12 protein-coding genes are annotated in these 16,733 nt (G+C 58.9%); all 12 read right to left on the bottom strand.

The features are described from left to right. Window positions 1-35: 35 nt before the first annotated feature. Window positions 36-899 (bottom strand): SIS domain-containing protein, encoded by an 864-nt coding sequence (locus ACE1BR_RS17530; protein ID WP_374872497.1) that lies wholly within the window; start codon window positions 897-899, stop codon window positions 36-38. A gap of 32 nt (window positions 900-931) precedes the next feature. Next, on the bottom strand, window positions 932-2,380 hold the full coding sequence (gene tldD / locus ACE1BR_RS17525; RefSeq protein WP_162516844.1) for a metalloprotease TldD: 1,449 nt from the start codon (window positions 2,378-2,380) through the stop codon (window positions 932-934). Between the two features lie 70 nt (window positions 2,381-2,450). After that, window positions 2,451-3,257 (bottom strand): carbon-nitrogen hydrolase family protein, encoded by an 807-nt coding sequence (locus tag ACE1BR_RS17520; protein ID WP_374872495.1) that lies wholly within the window; start codon window positions 3,255-3,257, stop codon window positions 2,451-2,453. A 19-nt stretch (window positions 3,258-3,276) separates the two neighbouring features. Continuing rightward, complete coding sequence (locus tag ACE1BR_RS17515; RefSeq protein WP_374872493.1) at window positions 3,277-3,873, bottom strand: nucleotidyltransferase domain-containing protein; 597 nt, start codon at window positions 3,871-3,873, stop codon at window positions 3,277-3,279. Window positions 3,874-3,908: 35 nt separating this feature from the next. Next, window positions 3,909-7,808 (bottom strand): YhdP family protein, encoded by a 3,900-nt coding sequence (locus ACE1BR_RS17510; RefSeq protein ID WP_374872491.1) that lies wholly within the window; start codon window positions 7,806-7,808, stop codon window positions 3,909-3,911. Further along, window positions 7,809-9,278 (bottom strand): ribonuclease G, encoded by a 1,470-nt coding sequence (gene rng, locus ACE1BR_RS17505; RefSeq protein ID WP_374872489.1) that lies wholly within the window; start codon window positions 9,276-9,278, stop codon window positions 7,809-7,811. Window positions 9,279-9,372: 94 nt separating this feature from the next. Next, window positions 9,373-9,960 (bottom strand): Maf family protein, encoded by a 588-nt coding sequence (locus ACE1BR_RS17500; RefSeq protein ID WP_374872487.1) that lies wholly within the window; start codon window positions 9,958-9,960, stop codon window positions 9,373-9,375. Window positions 9,961-9,962: 2 nt separating this feature from the next. Beyond that, on the bottom strand, window positions 9,963-10,448 hold the full coding sequence (gene mreD, locus ACE1BR_RS17495; RefSeq protein ID WP_374872485.1) for a rod shape-determining protein MreD: 486 nt from the start codon (window positions 10,446-10,448) through the stop codon (window positions 9,963-9,965). Beyond that, window positions 10,448-11,335: a rod shape-determining protein MreC gene (gene mreC, locus ACE1BR_RS17490; RefSeq protein WP_374872484.1), complete on the bottom strand. Its 888-nt coding sequence runs from the start codon at window positions 11,333-11,335 to the stop codon at window positions 10,448-10,450. Before mreC ends, mreD begins: the two co-directional genes overlap by 1 nt. A gap of 42 nt (window positions 11,336-11,377) precedes the next feature. Continuing rightward, a complete protein-coding gene (locus tag ACE1BR_RS17485; protein WP_005340051.1) occupies window positions 11,378-12,418 on the bottom strand; it encodes a rod shape-determining protein in 1,041 nt (346 codons plus the stop codon). Window positions 12,419-12,622: 204 nt separating this feature from the next. After that, window positions 12,623-16,309, bottom strand: coding sequence for a DUF6701 domain-containing protein (locus tag ACE1BR_RS17480; RefSeq protein ID WP_374872482.1), 3,687 nt, complete (start codon window positions 16,307-16,309; stop codon window positions 12,623-12,625). Continuing rightward, entirely contained in the window at window positions 16,309-16,731 is a 423-nt protein-coding gene (locus ACE1BR_RS17475) for an MSHA biogenesis protein MshP (RefSeq protein ID WP_374872687.1), read from the bottom strand. Before ACE1BR_RS17475 ends, ACE1BR_RS17480 begins: the two co-directional genes overlap by 1 nt. Window positions 16,732-16,733: the final 2 nt, after the last annotated feature.

The following is a 16,733-nucleotide window of genomic DNA, read 5'->3' as shown; positions in this document are numbered from 1 at the left end:
TTTGTTGTACGGATGATGCTGCGGGAAAGCCGGCCTCACTCCTTGTTGAGTCGGTCGATGGCATCCCGGGTACCGTCAATCAGGGCCCAAGCCCGATCGTCTCTGCGCTGCACCAGACCGAGGAACAGAATATCGGTAATGGTGTTCTGGGCGGTACGAGAAGAAATGGAGGAGATACGCAGTTCGTTCTCCTCCGCCACCGTATCCAGCACCATGTCAGCCATCTGGCGCAACTGGGTTTGCCGAAACGAGGTGACTGCAATCAGGGTGGCGCCATTGCGCTTGGCCAGCTCGGCGGCCGCCAGTACATCACGGCTGGCACCAGAGTAGGAGATGACCAGCTGCACATCACCCGGTCCCAGGGTCTGGGCAATGGAGATCTGCACATGGCTATCCTGGGCGAACAGGGTGGTCACGCCGATCTTGAGCAGCTTGTACCAGAGATCCTTGGCGGTCAGTGCCGAACCGCCAATCCCCACCAACTGCACCCTGCCTGCCTGATCGATGGAGTCAAGCACTCGCATCAAGACCTCGCTGTCGATAGCTTGGGTGGTCTCGATAATGGAGTTGATCTTCTCCTGCGCCAGCTTCTTGGCCATGGTCTCCAGATCGTCGTCACGCCCGATGCCATTGTAGAGATCGCCGACATTGTCGGTTTTGATGGCATGCTTGCGCCCCAGATCCTCGCTGACCGCCAACTTGAAGGCGGTGAAGCCCTTGAACCCGATCTTCTGGGTGAACTTCACGATGCTTGACTGGCTCACCTCCGCCTGCAGGGCCAGTTCCTGGGAGGAGAAGCCAGTCACCTGCTCCGGACAGGAGAGGATATAGTCGGCAATCTTGAGCTCGCTGGGGGATAGCTGGCTCCTGATATTGGATATTTTCGACAGGGTAAGCATGATTTCTCTCTGTTCTTGTTCTGCGGCGAAGCTTACTGGGTGCCGCCCACGGTGAGCTGATCCAGTTTGAGGGTGGGCTGGCCGACACCGACCGGCACGCTCTGCCCCTCCTTGCCGCAGATACCAACCCCGCGATCCAGCGCAAGATCGCTACCCACCATGGAGACCTGACTCATCGCCTCGGGGCCGTTGCCGATCAGGGTCGCGCCCTTGATGGGAGCGGTGATCTTGCCATCCTCGATGAGGTAAGCCTCGGAGGCGGAGAAGACAAACTTGCCGGAGGTGATGTCCACCTGACCGCCACCGAAGTTGGGGGCATAGATCCCCTTCTTCACCGAGGCGATGATCTCGGCCGGATCGTACTGACCCGCCAGCATGTAGGTGTTGGTCATGCGCGGCATCGGCATGGCGGCGTAGGATTCGCGGCGGCCGTTGCCGGTGAGCGGCACGCCCATCAGGCGGGCATTCTGCTTATCCTGCAGATAGCCCTTGAGGATGCCGTTCTCGATCAGCACGTTGTAGCCACCCGGCGTCCCCTCGTCATCAATGGAGACGGAGCCACGCCGACCCGGCAGGGTGCCGTCATCGACGATGGTGCAGTGCTTGGAGGCCACCTGCTCGCCGATGCGGCCAGCAAATGCGGAAGATCCCTTGCGGTTGAAATCCCCCTCCAAACCGTGGCCCACCGCCTCATGCAGCAGCACGCCGGGCCAACCGGCGCCGAGCACCACAGGCATGGTACCGGCCGGGGCGTCGATGGCGTCGAGGTTGACCAGCGCCTGACGCACCGCTTCGCGCACATAGCCAAAGGCACGGCTCTCCAGCCCGTCCAATTCGAGGAACCAGTCGTAACCAAAGCGGCCACCACCACCGGCACTGCCGCGCTCGCGACGATCGCCCTTCTCGGCAATCACGGTCACCGAGAGCCGCACCAGCGGGCGAATATCGGCAGCCAGGGTGCCGTCGGTAGCGGCCACCAGCACCTCTTCATAGACGCCGCTGATGGAGGCCATCACCTGATTGATGGCGGGATCCAGACTTCTGGCAAACTTGTCCATCTGCTCCAGCAGAGCGATTTTCTGGTGCTTGTCGAGGGTCTGCAGCGGATCCATGGCTGGATAGAGCAGGTTCGCTTCGGTGCGAGCCCACGCCTTCACCTTGCCGTGGGCACCGGCAGCGGCGATGCCGCGGGCCGCAGTCACTGACTGTTGCAGGGCCAGCAGGCTCAGCTCGTCGGAATAGGCAAAGCCGGTCTTCTCGCCACTGACGGCGCGCACCCCGACCCCCTGATCGATGTTGTAGCTGCCATCCTTGACGATGCCATCTTCCAGCATCCAGGACTCGTGCCAGCTGCGCTGGAAATAGAGGTCGCCGAACTCCACCTGATGGCTCATCAGGCTGCCGAGCAACTGCTGTAACCGCCCTTCGTCAAGATCGTTGGGGGCCAACAGGGAGGCACTAACCTGGCTCAATAGACTCAATCTTCTTCTCCACTCTCGTAACGAGATGTTTTAAATCGTCTTGCCGACTGGCTGGCAACAAGCCACACCATCACAACAAACGGGCATGGGTCAGCACTGGCATGGTGCGCTGCAATTCGTCGATAAATCCGGGCTCCATCTGCGCCAATATGGTGCCACGCCCGGACTCTTTGCTGGCCAGCACCCGGCCCCATGGGTCGATCACCATGCTGTGGCCCCAGGTCTGGCGCCCCGTCTCGTGGGTGCCGCCCTGATTGGCAGCCACCACATAACACTGGTTTTCGATGGCGCGGGCCCGCAGCAGCGGCTCCCAGTGCGCCTCGCCGGTCACCGCAGTAAAGGCAGCAGGTACCAGCAGCACGCGGGCACCGACTCGGGCCAGCTGGCGGTAAAGCTCGGGAAAGCGCAGATCATAACAGATCGAGAGGCCAAGGGGGCCAAAGGGGGAGTCCACCAGCACAGGTGCATCACCCGGGCTGAAGGTCTCCGACTCCCGGTAGCGACCGTGATTGTCCGCCACATCCACATCGAACAGGTGGATCTTGTGGTAGTGGCCCTGGAGCTCGCCGCTTGGGTCAAACACCAGCGAGCTGGTATGGATATGGTCGGAACCGGCGATGGTTGTCGGCATCGCACCGGCCACCAGCCAGATGCCGTAACCACGGGCCCACTCGGCCAGTTGCTGCTGGATAGAACCCATACCGATGGCCTCGGCACCGTCCAGATAACCCTGCCGTTCGCCAAACAGGGCAAAGTTCTCCGGCAGCAGCACCAGCAGTGGCCGCTCTTTGGGCAAGGCCGCCAGCTCGGCGGCGATCTGCTCCCGGTTATCCTGCCAGTTTCGGCCCGATACCAGCTGTATTGCGGCTAACCACATCACACTCTCCTTGTCCGCGTTAATCGCGATCCACAATATCCGGATCTTTATCCATCTCGGCCAACAGCTTGCGCAAATGATGCCTGACCAGCCCACGCTGACCCCGTTCAGCCCACTTGAGGCAGTCGAACAGTTCCCATACCAAGCCGTCGCCTTCAGCCATATAGGCTGGAAAATCCCAGTGACTGGGCGCCGGTCCCGCCACCTCCAGCGCTGGCAAGCAGGAGCTCTTATCGAACAGTGGCAGATATGGACGAGCCAGAGGGAAATCTGCGTTCACATCGATCAAATGGATCTCGATGCTGGTGAAATCATAAAAGATATAACGCCAGTAATAGCCCTGATTGCCATGGGCTCCCTGCCAACAGTGAAACACTTCTCTGCCCGCCAGAAACCGCTCAATACAGGGCTGCCCATCACGATGAAAACCGGGTTCCACCATAAACAGCACATCCACATCAGAGACCCGATCTACCTTGCCTTTGGCCAAAGAGCCGATCACTACCGCCGCCAGCACCTCAACGCAAGGTTCAAAACACGCCACTACCGCCTGCACCAATGACCGCTGCAGTGGCGGTATGGCAAGCAAGTTCGTCTGGTCATCACTCCTTGTCATGGGATCACTCCTTGTGATGGGTCACACTGCCAGTCTCAGGGCTGGCGTGGACTCCCGGGTTGTGGATTCAGCAGCAACGGGCTGGCCGTGGTCGCAGGCAACTTGGGCGCCACAGCATCGACCGCCTCTTTCTGCTGCTGGTTGAGCTTGATGCGAGCCCGGTTGCGTCCCGCCTCGATCAGCTTGGGGTCATCAAGCGGGCCGGAGACCCGAAAATCAATGCGGGTCACTACATCCACCACCGGCTCCAGCAGCTTGGAGAGTGCGAGCACATAGAGGCCGGTTACCGGGGTGATGGAGAAGGCCGCCACGACCGGCAGAGTCCCGCCCAAATTGGGCGAGAAGCTCAGCTCGTAATCGAGCCGCCAGCGCACCAGATCGGCAATCCCCTCACCGCGCAGATTGCCCGCCGCCCCCTTCATGTAGAAGTCGTCATTTGTAACCTGCCCCTGGGCGATCTTGGCAGATGCGGACATGGATTCAAAGTAGAAGCCCTTGTCGAACACATCGCGAAAATCGAGGCGCAGCTTGCGCAGCAGGGAGTCGAGGCTGAGCAGGGAGAGCAGCCGGGCGCCCTTGTCATTGACCTCGCGCAGGGTGCCGCCCTCCAGCTGATAGTTGCCACTGCCACCCAGGGTGGCGAGATTCGGCCGGTAGGGCACATCCTGCCAGTTGAGATCAAAGGCGAGCGAGCCGGGCGCATCGCCAATGGGCGAGGTGTAGCCCAGCCGCTTGAGCAGCAGCTCGCTGTTGTTGCTGGTCAGCTTGCCACGGACCCGGGTCTCCATCCGGTTGCCATCAGCCAGCCAGTCGGCGCTCCCGGTGAACTGGCTGCCTGCCAGCCGCATATCCAGCCCTTTAAGGGTCACCTTGTTGGCACCCGGCACCAGCTCACCTTTCACTTCGCCGAGCGGCAGCTCACCAAAGCGGCAATCGACACAGCTGAATGTCAGCCAGGGGATCGAGGCCATGATGGCACTATCCTGTTTTGCATCGGGATCCGGACTGAGATCCGAACTCTTGCCGGACCAGTAAATACGGGCAAACTTGGCATCCACCGGACGATTGGCTACTGCCGGCAAGCGGATCACCCCCATCACGTCGGGGCTGTCGATCATCACCTCGGTCGCCTGATTGGTCGGCCCCACGGTGAAGCGTGCCGCCTTGAGGGTGGCGCTACCGATATAGGCGCGGGCCAACTGACCATCCACCCACCACTCCTGCGGCAGGAAAGAGGGGCCAACTACAGCCGTACCGGTCGGCGCATTGCCGGAGGGCAGCCACTGCTTGAGTCGCGCCAACCAGCCGCCCACATCGGCCTCCTGCTGATTGATGGCGAGCAGCAAAGGGACATCACGCAGTACCCGCGCCCCCGGCTGGCCCACATCGACCCGTACCCGGCTCAGATAAGGCACCCCTTCGCCGTAAACCAGTCGGGTCTGCATATCCACATCGACCCCCAGCACGGCGCGGATATCGGCACTGCCATCCCGCCCGCGAGCGATCACGGTGAGCGGCAGGCGGCTGGAACTGCTCTTGGCCAGTGGCAGCGGCAGATCGAGCGCCATTCCCTGCAGAGTGGAGTCGAGACCCAGCTGGAATCTGAACGGTTTGCCATCGGGCAGCGTCAGTCCCAGCTTGCCGCCCCAGTTGCTGCGGCCGTTGAGGATGCCGTATGAGGAGATGGCAGCTGGCTGGCGTCGGCTATCCCACTGCCCTTTGAAGTCCAGATCAACCTGATAATGATCGGGATGCTGGCGCCCCTGATAGTTGAGGGTGAGCGGCTGATTCCACAGGCTCGCCTTGAGGTTGCTGAAGCGGGTCTGCTGGTTGTCATATTCGAGCCGTCCCTGCACCTTCTCCAGCGGCAGATCCAGACTGGCCACCCGCACCTTGTTGTTGCTGAAGGTGGCGTCGCCGCTCGCCTTGACCTCACCCGTGCCATCAAGGGGAATATCGAGCTTGACCGAACCGGCCATCGGACCACGGACCTCGATCTCCCGCAATGCCTGCCCAACCGAGCCCCCCAGCGGCGAGTCTTGCAAATAGTCACTGATGGCCTTGCCCTCGCCCTCTACCTTGGCATCCACATAGAGATGGGCGCCGGGGGAGAGATCCGGGATCCAGGCATGCACCGAGTCTGAGCTCGCCTTGCCAAGCCGGGTCGAGCGGCTGCGCATATCGAGGCTGGCATTCTGGAATAGCAGGTCGATCTGCAGGTCGGTGAGCGGTTGCCAACCGGGGAAGAATTCGTAGGTCGCCTGCTCCAGCGGCACCGCCACCTGGAAGATGCCCTCACCCTTGCTGTAGGGGAAATCCCTGAACTCGCCATACCAGAGCAGGTCGGCCCCCTTGGCCTTGCCTCCCTTGATGGCGCCACTCAGATAATCCACCAGCCCCTTGTCCATCGCCTGCAACGGGAAGTAGCGATCGGCATGAGCGGCGTTCTTCACCTCAATGCGGCCGGTCAGGGCGAGAAAGGGGTGCTCGAACAGATCGAGGCGGAAACGGCTGGCAAGGGTCAGATCCGGGTTATCCAGCGCGATATCCTGCCCGTAGAGCACCCAACCTTGCGCCTCACGCCACCAGTCGAGACGAGCCGAGAAGCTGTCAACCGGGATCGGTTCCTTGAAGTGACGAGCCGGATCGATCTTGTCCTTGCCGAGGGCAAACCTGGCACTCCCCCCCTTTGGGGTCACCCAGAACTCTCCGTTAAGATCCTGCATACCAGGCACATCCCGCCACGCGTTGAGATGCAGGTTGACGGCGCGGCCACTGAGGGAGAGATCCTGCCAGTTGGCATCTGCCAGCAGGGTCAGATCCTGCAGCGAGCCTTGAGGGTTGGTCTGACGCAGGGTTTCACTGAGCGAGGGGTAGAGCGCCGAGACCAGCTGGCTCATCTGGGAGATCTTGTCGAAGTCGATGCGCGGCACATAACCCTGTACCCGGTCGCCAATCCGCTCCAGTTGTAACCTGCTGTGCAGCCAGGGTTTTTCGTCAAGCTTGAAGATGACATCGTGGCTGGCCAGCTGCCAGTTCTGGCCATCCCGACGCAGCTGGATCTTGCCGCCATCGAGGCCGAGACGATGCAGCTCCTGCTTCTTGGGATCTTTCCAGATCAGATAGTTATGGCCAAAGGCCAGCAGGGTATTGCCCAGCTGGCCGTTGGCAAACTCGCTCCAGAGCTGAAAGTCGAGCTGACCGGCGACCTTGGGCTCACCAGCATGGATTTTGGCTAGGGTCGGCGTGATATCAAGCTGGCGGGCCCCCAGATAGAGCTGCCCCTTGAGCCGATCGAGGCGTGCCTCGGGGGCCTCCACATCGAGGATCAGATCGAGGGTACTCTCGCCCACCCCGTTGATGAGATAGGCCTTGCCGACCCCCTGATGACGCTTGCCACGGTTCTGCCAGTGCAACTGGGCAATGTCGAGCGCCCGCAAGTCACCGAGGGCAGTGGTAATACTCAGCCGGGTATTGTGGACATCAAAGGTGGCAAGCTGGGTCAGCAGAAAACGCAGCAGCGCCCCCTGCTGGGGATCCCGCTCCGGCTCGCGGCTGTTGGTCGGCTGACTGAAATCGAGAGTGATGTCGCCATCGCTCAGGATCAACTCGCCAAAGACCGGCTTGAGCTCGTTGACGGTGCGCCAGAAGTCGAGATGAACCCAGGCCTTGCCAAGCTGGATGGTGTAACGTTTGGAATCCGGGGCAATGGCAATGCCTTGCAATTCGAGGGCTGGGCCTGATTGTGTCCAGTCCAGTCCCACTTGCGCCACGCTGACCTTGAGTTGTGAATCTGCCAGCAGAGTGTTGAGCAGACTCTCCCGGTATTGATTCAGCAAAGGGCCCCCGACCCGTACCAAGGTGACCAGCATGGCCATCAGTACGAACAGGACCCCCAGGGCCAACCAGCCCCGACTCAGCCAGCGATAGACCAATTACATCATCACCACGTCGAACTGCTCCTGACCACAGAGGGGTTCGCTCACTACCCGCACCTGCTTGCCGATGAACACTTCCAGCTCCGCCAGACTGTGGGACTCCTCGCCATGGAGGTAGTCGGCCACGGCCGGGGCCGCGTAGACGGTGAACTGATCCGCATCGTAGGCACGATTGACCCGGATGATCTCCCGCAGGATCTCGAAGCAGACCGACTCCACCGTCTTGACCCGACCGCGCCCCTTGCACTCGGGACACTCGGAGCAAAGCACATGCTCAAGGCTCTCGCGGGTGCGCTTGCGAGTCATCTCCACCAGACCGAGCTGGGAGAAGCCATTGACGTTGGTCTTGGCGCGATCTTTGGACAGCGCCTGCTCCAGGCTATGCAGCACCCGGCGGCGGTGATCCTCGGACTGCATGTCGATGAAGTCGATGATGATGATGCCGCCGAGGTTGCGCAGGCGCAGGTGACGAGCGATGGCCGCCGTCGCCTCGACGTTGGTGTTGAAGATGGTCTCTTCCAGATTGCGATGGCCGACGAAGGCACCGGTGTTGATATCCACCGTGGTCATGGCTTCGGTCTGGTCGATGATGAGGTAGCCGCCGGATTTGAGCTCCACCTTGCGCTCCAGCGCACGCTGGATCTCGTTCTCTACATCGTAGAGATCGAAGATCGGCGACTCGCCGGGGTAGTACTCCAGCTTGTTGGCAAGCTCCGGCACATACTCCTCGGTGAAGCGCTTGAGCTGATCGAAGCTCTGGCGCGAGTCGACCCGGATCTTGTCGAGCTCAGCACCGACAAAGTCACGCACCACCCGGAAAGCCAGGCTGGGATCCTCGTAGAGGATCTTGCAGGGCGGGTACTTCTGCTTGCGCTCGAGGATCTTGCGCCACAGGCGCTTGAGGAAGGCAGCGTCCTGTTCCAGCTCCTGCTCCCCCACCCCTTCGGCGGCAGTGCGGATGATATAGCCACCCAGATCATCCACATAACCGGCCACGGTGCGCTTGAGGCGCTCCCGCTCCGCTTCCGACTCGATACGCTGGGAGACGCCGACGTGGGCGCTGCCCGGCATAAAGACCAGATAACGGGAGGGCAAGGTGATATCGGTGGTGAGGCGGGCACCCTTGGTACCCAGCGGATCTTTCACCACCTGTACCATGATGTCCTGTCCCTGACGCACCAGCTCGGCGATATTGCCGACCTGGAACTGCTCCTTCTCCTTCACCGCCACACACTCGGTGTGGGGGACGATATCGGAAGCGTGCAGGAAAGCCGCCTTGTCCATGCCGATATCGACGAAGGCCGCCTGCATGCCGGGCAGCACCCGACTGATTTTGCCTTTGTAGATATTGCCCACGATGCCGCGCTTGGCCTGACGCTCTACATGCACTTCCTGCAGCAGACCGTTTTCGACCAGAGCAACGCGGGTTTCAGAGGGGGTAACGTTAACCAGCAGTTCTACCGACATAAGTAACCTTGCCTGTTCCAGTTTTGAATTCTTTAGAGCCAATCCGGTACAACGCGCGCAAGGGAAAACGCAGCAGAACACCGCTGACGGAAAATTACTTGAGCTGTTCCAGATGATGCTTGATCAGCAGGTCCGTTTCCAGCAGGGGCAGGCCGACCACGGCGCTGTAGCTCCCCTCGATACGGCTGACAAACTTGCCTGCAATACCCTGAATACCGTAAGCCCCGGCCTTGTCGCAGGGTTCACCGGTTTGCCAGTAGGCCTCGATTTCGGCCTCGTCCAGCTTGCGAAACGCCACGTTGGTGGTAACCAGACGCACGTCACAACGATCCTTGCTGGCAAGTGCCACCGCGGTCATCACCTGATGCACCTTGCCGGAGAGCGCTTCCAGCATATCTTTGGCATCGAGCAGATCGGATGGTTTCTCCAGCACTCGCTCCCCCAGCACCACTATGGTGTCGGCACCGAGCACCGGCAACGCCGTGGGCGCGGCGGCCACCCCGGCAGTGGCCTTGTCGCGAGCGAGGCGGCAGACATAATCCTGTGCCTTTTCATCTTCGTTGCGTTGCTCGGGCACATCCAGCTTCAACACCTCGAAGCGGTAACCAAGCTGAGTCAGCAGTTCACGACGACGGGGAGAGCCAGAGGCGAGATAAAGTTGCAGTTCGTTGTTTTTGTTCATATTTACCTGATATTGAAGCGGCGCCGCACTTTGCGCAACACCAGAAACACCCAGGGCCATATTAACATCGTCGTCAAGGTCGACCAAAAATAGGAGAAATTGAGACTGGCCTGGCTGAACAGGTGCTCGGCCCAGAATACCGTCATCTTGCCCACCAGCGAGAGGCCACCGATGATCAGCGCCTGTTGCCAGAGGGAGAAGTTGCGGATCTTCTGGAACTGGAAGGCCGCCAGATAGGTGGTGATGGCCATCGCCATCGCCCGCACCCCGAGTGTGCTGCCAAGCAGCACATCCAGCAGCAGGCCAGCCACCCAGGCGGTGCCGACGTTGGTCCGGTGCGGCAAGGCCAGGGCCCAGTAAAGCAGCACCATAGCCAGCCAGTCCGGGCGGAAAGGGTCAAATTCGAAAGGAAGTGGCAGGATCGACAGGCTCAAGGCCAGCAGGATCGAGATCCAGATCCAGATCCTGCCACTGGCGGGTTGTAACATCAGCGCGTCGCTCCTGCGGCGGACGCAGCCGGTGCGGCCGCTTCACCATCATCATGAACGTCAGGCTTCTTGTCGGTCCACAGCAACAGCAGGTAACGCAAGCGGTCAAGCTCAACCAGTGGTTTGGCCTCGACCTGAGCGAAGGGCTTGCCCTCCACATACTCTGAGCGAGTCACGGTCGCCACCGGATAACCTTCCGGGAAACGACCACCGAGACCGGAGGTGACCAGCAGATCGCCCACCTGAATATCGGTATTGCGTGGCAGGTTGCGCAGCTCCAGCATATCGAGTTCGCCGCTGCCGGAGGCAATGGCGCGCAAGTCGTTGCGCAGCACCCGCACCGGTATGCCGTGGCTGGTGTCGGTGATGAGCAGGACGCGACTGGTAGTGGAGCCCACATGGAGCACCTGACCAATCACCCCCTGATCGTTGATCACCGCCTGACCGTTATAGACGCCATCGAGCGCCCCCTTGTTGATCAGCACCTGATGGCTGAAGGGGTCGGAGTCGACCGACAGCAGCTCGGCCACCATCTTGCGTGACTCCTTGTGCACCGGCGAGCCGAGCAACTCGCGCAGTCGCTGGTTCTCGTGCTCCAGATGATCCATCTTGAGCAAACGGGCACGCAGGGTGAACAGTTGCTGCTCCTGCTGCTTGGTCTGCTCGATGAGATCGGCACGGGTCTGCACCTGGGTCGACATGGTGTCGAGCAGGGTGCCGGGCGCATTGGCCATGTATTGCAACGGGCTGACTAACGAACTGAGGTAGACGCGGACATGGGTAAACACACCGAAGCGGGAGTCCGCGACGATGGCTGCGATGGAGATGATGACGGCGAGAAACAACCGTAACTGAAGCGAAGGGCCTCTACCAAAAATGGGTTTCATGGGTCGTCAAAAAAGAGCCGGCACGCTGGCCGGCTTTGGGTCTTATTCGTAGTGGAACAGATCGCCACCGTGCATATCGATCAGCTCCAGCGCCTTGCCGCCGCCACGGGCCACACAGGTGAGGGGATCTTCAGCAACGACGACGGGGATACCGGTCTCTTCCATCAGCAGACGGTCGATGTCTTTCAGCAGTGCGCCACCACCGGTCAGCACCATGCCGCGCTCGGAGATGTCGGAAGCCAGTTCCGGCGGAGACTGTTCCAGTGCAACCATGACAGCAGCGACGATACCGGACAGCGGCTCTTGCAGCGCTTCCAGGATCTCGTTGGAGTTGAGGGTGAAGCTGCGCGGTACACCTTCAGCCAGGTTGCGGCCACGCACTTCGATCTCGCGCACCTCTTCACCCGGATAGGCGGAACCGATCTCGTGCTTGATACGCTCGGCGGTGGCTTCACCGATCAGGCTACCGTAGTTGCGACGGACGTAGCTGATGATCGCTTCGTCAAACTTGTCGCCACCGATACGGACAGACTGGGAGTAAACCACACCGTTCAGGGAGATGATGGCCACTTCGGTAGTACCACCACCGATATCAACCACCATGGAACCGGTCGCTTCGGAGACCGGCAGGCCAGCACCGATGGCCGCAGCCATAGGCTCGTCGATCAGGTAAACCTCGCGGGCACCGGCGCCCAGAGCGGACTCCTTGATGGCGCGACGCTCAACCTGAGTGGAGCCACACGGTACACACACCAGCACTCGCGGGCTGGGGCGGAAATAGTTGTTGTCGTGAACCTGTTTGATGAAGTGCTGCAGCATCTTCTCGGTCACGTAGAAATCGGCGATCACGCCATCTTTCATCGGGCGGATTGCGGAGATGTTGCCCGGGGTACGGCCCAGCATCTGCTTGGCGGCATGACCGACAGCAGCGACCGATTTGGCGTTCCCGCGCTCTTGGCGAATGGCGACAACTGAGGGTTCGTTAAGGACGATCCCTTGATCTTTTACATAGATCAGGGTGTTGGCAGTTCCCAAATCGATCGACAGATCGTTGGAAAAGACGCCTCTGAGCTTTTTGAACATGGCTACGGGAAATCCTAAGAATTTGGAGGTGCAGAAAACCGGCTAACTTTACCAATGCCCACCCCAATGGGCAAGCGCTCAAACTGTCGCCACTCAATCAAGCGCGACAAAAGTGCGAGTCATCACTCACTCGCTCAGGCTTACAAACGCTAATAAACAAGGATTTAGGGGGATGGAAATCCACCATCCCCCATCCATCACGATTCAGCGCAATAATTCGCGCCGATAAATAATTCTGTCATTACCGCGGCTGGAGCCAAAAGTGGCCTCCCCCTGCAGACTGCTCGGGTCAGACAACCAGAGCGGCTGCGACAGCTGTTTTGCCAAATCGACCTTGTAGGGGATGCGTACCGAGATATCCGGCTTGGCAAACTGGAACAGGATCTCGCCATCTTTTGCCGTACCCGACATAGCACCGGGAGGTATGCTGCCCAGCCCCAGCTTGATGGTTCGTCCCGCCCCCAGATTCAGGCTGCTGGTTGCCGCATCAAACGAATGGCTTGGATTGAGGAAAGCAACACCCTGACCGGCAAGGGAAAACTGGGTGCACTGATCCAGCTTGTTCAACTGCCAATTGCCCGCCTCGTAATACTGCATCTGCAAGGGAACGGCCAGCGGCGCAGAGGCAAGACCCGCCGCCGTACCCGCCAACAAGCGACCGAAATAGGCTTGCATGGGCACATTGTCGATCAACCGGGCATTGCAACTGGCACCAATACAGTTACCAGCCACGGCATCGTTGAAATTGGGGCTTGCAATCAATGTTCTGTCACCATCGTTGTCCCTCATATAGAGACCAAACAGTAGCGACTTGTAGGGGCCATCCGGCTGGGTATCGGAGAGACGAGCAAATTCAGTGCTGCCAGCAGTCAATACCGCCCGGCCATTGAGCCATGGCAGAGACGGCAAGCTGCGCAAGCGGCTCGACAGGGACTTTCCGTCCTGGTTATTGGCGACCGTGACATAGGCGCTACCCTTGGCAAAATTTCCCTTGTAGTTCTGGGTCACTCCCCCTGACTGGTTTCGGGCCTGCACATCCAGCGAGACATCAAAGGGCTGCCCCATATAGGAGAACACAATGCAGGCTGGCGCTATGTCGCCACTGACCAGATTGAAGTCGGTAGGGATAAACCGCCCCACCGGCTGACTCTGTGCGGAAGGGATGGTGTATCCGAAGTAGCCGCTGGCAGGCGGGGTCGCTGTCATTTTGAATACCCCAACCTCGTTCACCGTCTGGCTAACGCTGTTGAGACTGTTGGCGGCTGCACCATGGTTATAGGTGGTGGTGCCAAGCACGGCGTTAGTGCCGGGGGTGGGCGCAACCAGGGCACTTCCCAAGCCAATGCCACTCAGCACAAAATTGGGCGTGGTCTGATTCCCTGCGCAGATATCCCCATCATTGGCCGACTCCCAGGCCATCGCCTTGATATCTACCTGGAACGCCTCCCCCGTTTTCTTGAATACCGGGCAACTGCTATCCCCTGCCATGCAGACCCCTTGCGAGGGCGTAATGCACAAACCAACCGGACGCGCTACAAACTGATCCGCGCCAAGCATCACCAGACCGGCTTCACTGCCGGTACCATCATAACGGGCATCCAGTTGTACCTTGCCTGCATCCGGATAATTGACTGTGATGGTCGACTGCCCCTGAGCATCAAACGCCAGAGAGACCGGCGTCGCAGCCCCCTGACTGGTACCGAGCACACTGTTGTTGACGCTCATCTTACTGTTGTAAGGGTTACTGGTCGGGGTGATATAGCTGCTCCAGAACTTGACGCTCTTGGTCTGGCTGGCAAATCCCGGCACACACTGCTTGGTCACATCGCTCTTTTTGACCGCCTTGATGGTGACCGTCTGCGGCTGATTGGAATAGGTATCCGGCACATCGAAAAAGAAGCCGCTATCGGCAAAGTTCAGGGTACAGGCTGCCGCACTGGGGGCTGCAGCACCGGCCTTGCACAAGGTGGTGCTAAATGGCTTGGTGGTAGGGGTTGAGCTGGACACACCGATTGTCACCGGTATTGTGGCGGAGTTATTGCGCAATTGAACGGTCGTAGAGCCGCCACTGAAGGTCACCGTATTGCCACCAATCCAGCCATTGCTGGTGGAGACCGGCGTCAGACTCAAGGTAGCCGTCACAGGGTCAGTGATGAGAGTGGAACAGGCTGCGTCGGCACACGCCTTGATCGTCACCGTTTCAGGATTACATGTCAGAGCCTGGCCGGAGTGATCAAGCTGGAAGTGATCAATCTGCACCCCGACCGGGTTGGAACGCAGAGCACAGGTCTGTACGTTGTCGAGCTCGTGTACGTTGGTTGACCCCCCTGTCGAACCAGTCAAAGAGAGCAGAAAATCATTCGGGACTTGAGTCTGACCACTCTGGCTCTGGGCATTGAACCAGTCGATCAGGGTGACATAGCCACTACCGGTGTCCCGCTCCACCTTCACCAGCGACTGTCCGTTGACACGCGAATCGATAGTGAGCTGGTATTTGTGATTGGAACTGCCATTGCCATCGACCGCTGGGCTCAAGCAATTGGTATAAATGTTGGTTGTTCCGTCGTTACAGGTACCTCTGAGATAGTTGTAACCGCTGGTGCCCGAACCGGATCCTCGAATGGCCACTGACTGCCGACGCTGCCCGACGTTACTCGTCCCGCCTTCGCCAGAGTAGTTACCATATTCGTCGAACCCAATCCCCAACCAGCCCCCGGCAAAACCGGAAATCCCGGGCTTGAAGCCATAACCCAGCGGCCCGCCGAAAGCCCCGGGCTGCGGTGTCACAGTGGCATCAGAGAGCACCACCGCCATGCCATCTGCCCCATCGCCCCCATAGGCATAGTGGTTGAACGAGATGGTCACCAGATTGCTAGCTGCCGGGAATAACCGCTGATAGGTGGTCGAGGTAGCCTGATCGCCCACCGCCTGGGTCAGACGCAAACGACCGCTAACGATCGAGGGGGTGAAGGAACCACTGCTGGTTTTAACCACCCAGTCACTGCTCAGCGAGCCTGATGAAAAGTTATCGTTAAAACAAGTCAGAGTGGGATTAAACGCCTGGTCATTGATTGCGGAGCTATCTGTCATATTGAGGCTGCGACTTGTCGTGCGACCTCGGATAATTGCGGCGTTATTAAGTGTCAGATTTTGATCTGTGTACACGTAGCCATTTATTTGACTACCACTATTTAGCGTTATCCCGCCATAGCCAAATAAGAGTAGAGAACCTTCGCCAGATGAGTTCAATATTGCATCATTCAACTCAAAGCTATTTTTTACAAAAATCCGCACTTCGCCAAGGATCTGAATTTCAGTTCCCTGATTCAGGGTTAATGACTCAATCCAGTAATCACCCGATGAAAAAATCACTTTGGCGCTATTGTTCAACGCCAGCGACTTGATGCGATATTCCTTGGCTGCGCTGGAAAAATTTAAAGAACAACTGGTGTTCAATGTAATCGCATTATATTGATTAGAGGTTGCACTTCCGATATTTAATTGCTCTCCAGCTTGGCATTGTGAAAAATTGCCACTGGAACCACTACTCGATAAAAAAGCATTGCTACCGGTAATAGATAATCCACGAATTGTATTTTTAGTAATTGTACACAGGCGGCGAGAACCATCGGCATTGTCACACGCATCCAACGGCATCCCGGAACCCTGAGTTGAGGCGCAATAGTTGAGTGCTGCGCCACCAGTGCCATTTACCTTAGCAGAGCCATACATAGTCAATGCCGGATTACCAAGAGAATTGCAATTAAGATTGCCATTCCCACGATGCCCCTGCGTCACCGCAGGAAAATAGGTCGAGTTATCAATCACCTGAAACGCGCTTGCTGCGCCACTACATAGCCAGATCGCGATGATGAACCATAGATTGCGCATCAGGGAGTTCCTCCATCATAAGCTTCCACCATCACTGTTCTGCTCACGGCAAAATCGGGATTGGCGCTGTTGAGGTCAGAGGTGCCACAGGTTCCGACACTCTGTAACCTGTAGCCCGTGCTGCTCTGGGTGTTATAAGTCACCTGCATCGCCTTGCAACTTATATCCGCCTGACAACCTGCCAAGCCGAGGTTGCCATTAAACTGAAGTTTGGTAATCACCACGTCGCAAGCATTAGATGGTAGCGCTGCTGGCCGGTTGGGAAAAAGCTGATAAAGTGCAACCTCCAGCCCGCTCTGGGCGGCCAGCAGAGCCCGCACACTGCGTACCTCCACGGTATTTTTCTCACCGCTATCGATCAGAAAACGGCCCATGGCTGCCGCCAGCAACGCCATCACCACAATCACAAACAGGGCGATCATCA

The sequence above is a fragment of the Aeromonas sp. MdU4 genome, assembly GCF_041929505.1.
Taxonomy (GTDB): domain Bacteria; phylum Pseudomonadota; class Gammaproteobacteria; order Enterobacterales; family Aeromonadaceae; genus Aeromonas.
Note: the sequence above shows the minus strand (reverse complement) of the source record. Positions and strands in the feature narration are given on the sequence as shown.

What these genes read in the sequence shown, in the direction of transcription:
- ACE1BR_RS17520 (WP_374872495.1), bottom strand. Translation starts at nt 3,257, where the DNA reads ATGTGGTTAGCCGCAATACAGCTGGTATCGGGCCGAAACTGGCAGGAT.
- ACE1BR_RS17480 (WP_374872482.1), bottom strand. Translation starts at nt 16,309, where the DNA reads ATGCGCAATCTATGGTTCATCATCGCGATCTGGCTATGTAGTGGCGCA.
- ACE1BR_RS17530 (WP_374872497.1), bottom strand. Translation starts at nt 899, where the DNA reads ATGCTTACCCTGTCGAAAATATCCAATATCAGGAGCCAGCTATCCCCC.
- ACE1BR_RS17485 (WP_005340051.1), bottom strand. Translation starts at nt 12,418, where the DNA reads ATGTTCAAAAAGCTCAGAGGCGTCTTTTCCAACGATCTGTCGATCGAT.
- rng (WP_374872489.1), bottom strand. Translation starts at nt 9,278, where the DNA reads ATGTCGGTAGAACTGCTGGTTAACGTTACCCCCTCTGAAACCCGCGTT.
- ACE1BR_RS17500 (WP_374872487.1), bottom strand. Translation starts at nt 9,960, where the DNA reads ATGAACAAAAACAACGAACTGCAACTTTATCTCGCCTCTGGCTCTCCC.
- ACE1BR_RS17515 (WP_374872493.1), bottom strand. Translation starts at nt 3,873, where the DNA reads ATGACAAGGAGTGATGACCAGACGAACTTGCTTGCCATACCGCCACTG.
- mreC (WP_374872484.1), bottom strand. Translation starts at nt 11,335, where the DNA reads ATGAAACCCATTTTTGGTAGAGGCCCTTCGCTTCAGTTACGGTTGTTT.
- mreD (WP_374872485.1), bottom strand. Translation starts at nt 10,448, where the DNA reads ATGTTACAACCCGCCAGTGGCAGGATCTGGATCTGGATCTCGATCCTG.
- ACE1BR_RS17475 (WP_374872687.1), bottom strand. Translation starts at nt 16,731, where the DNA reads ATGATCGCCCTGTTTGTGATTGTGGTGATGGCGTTGCTGGCGGCAGCC.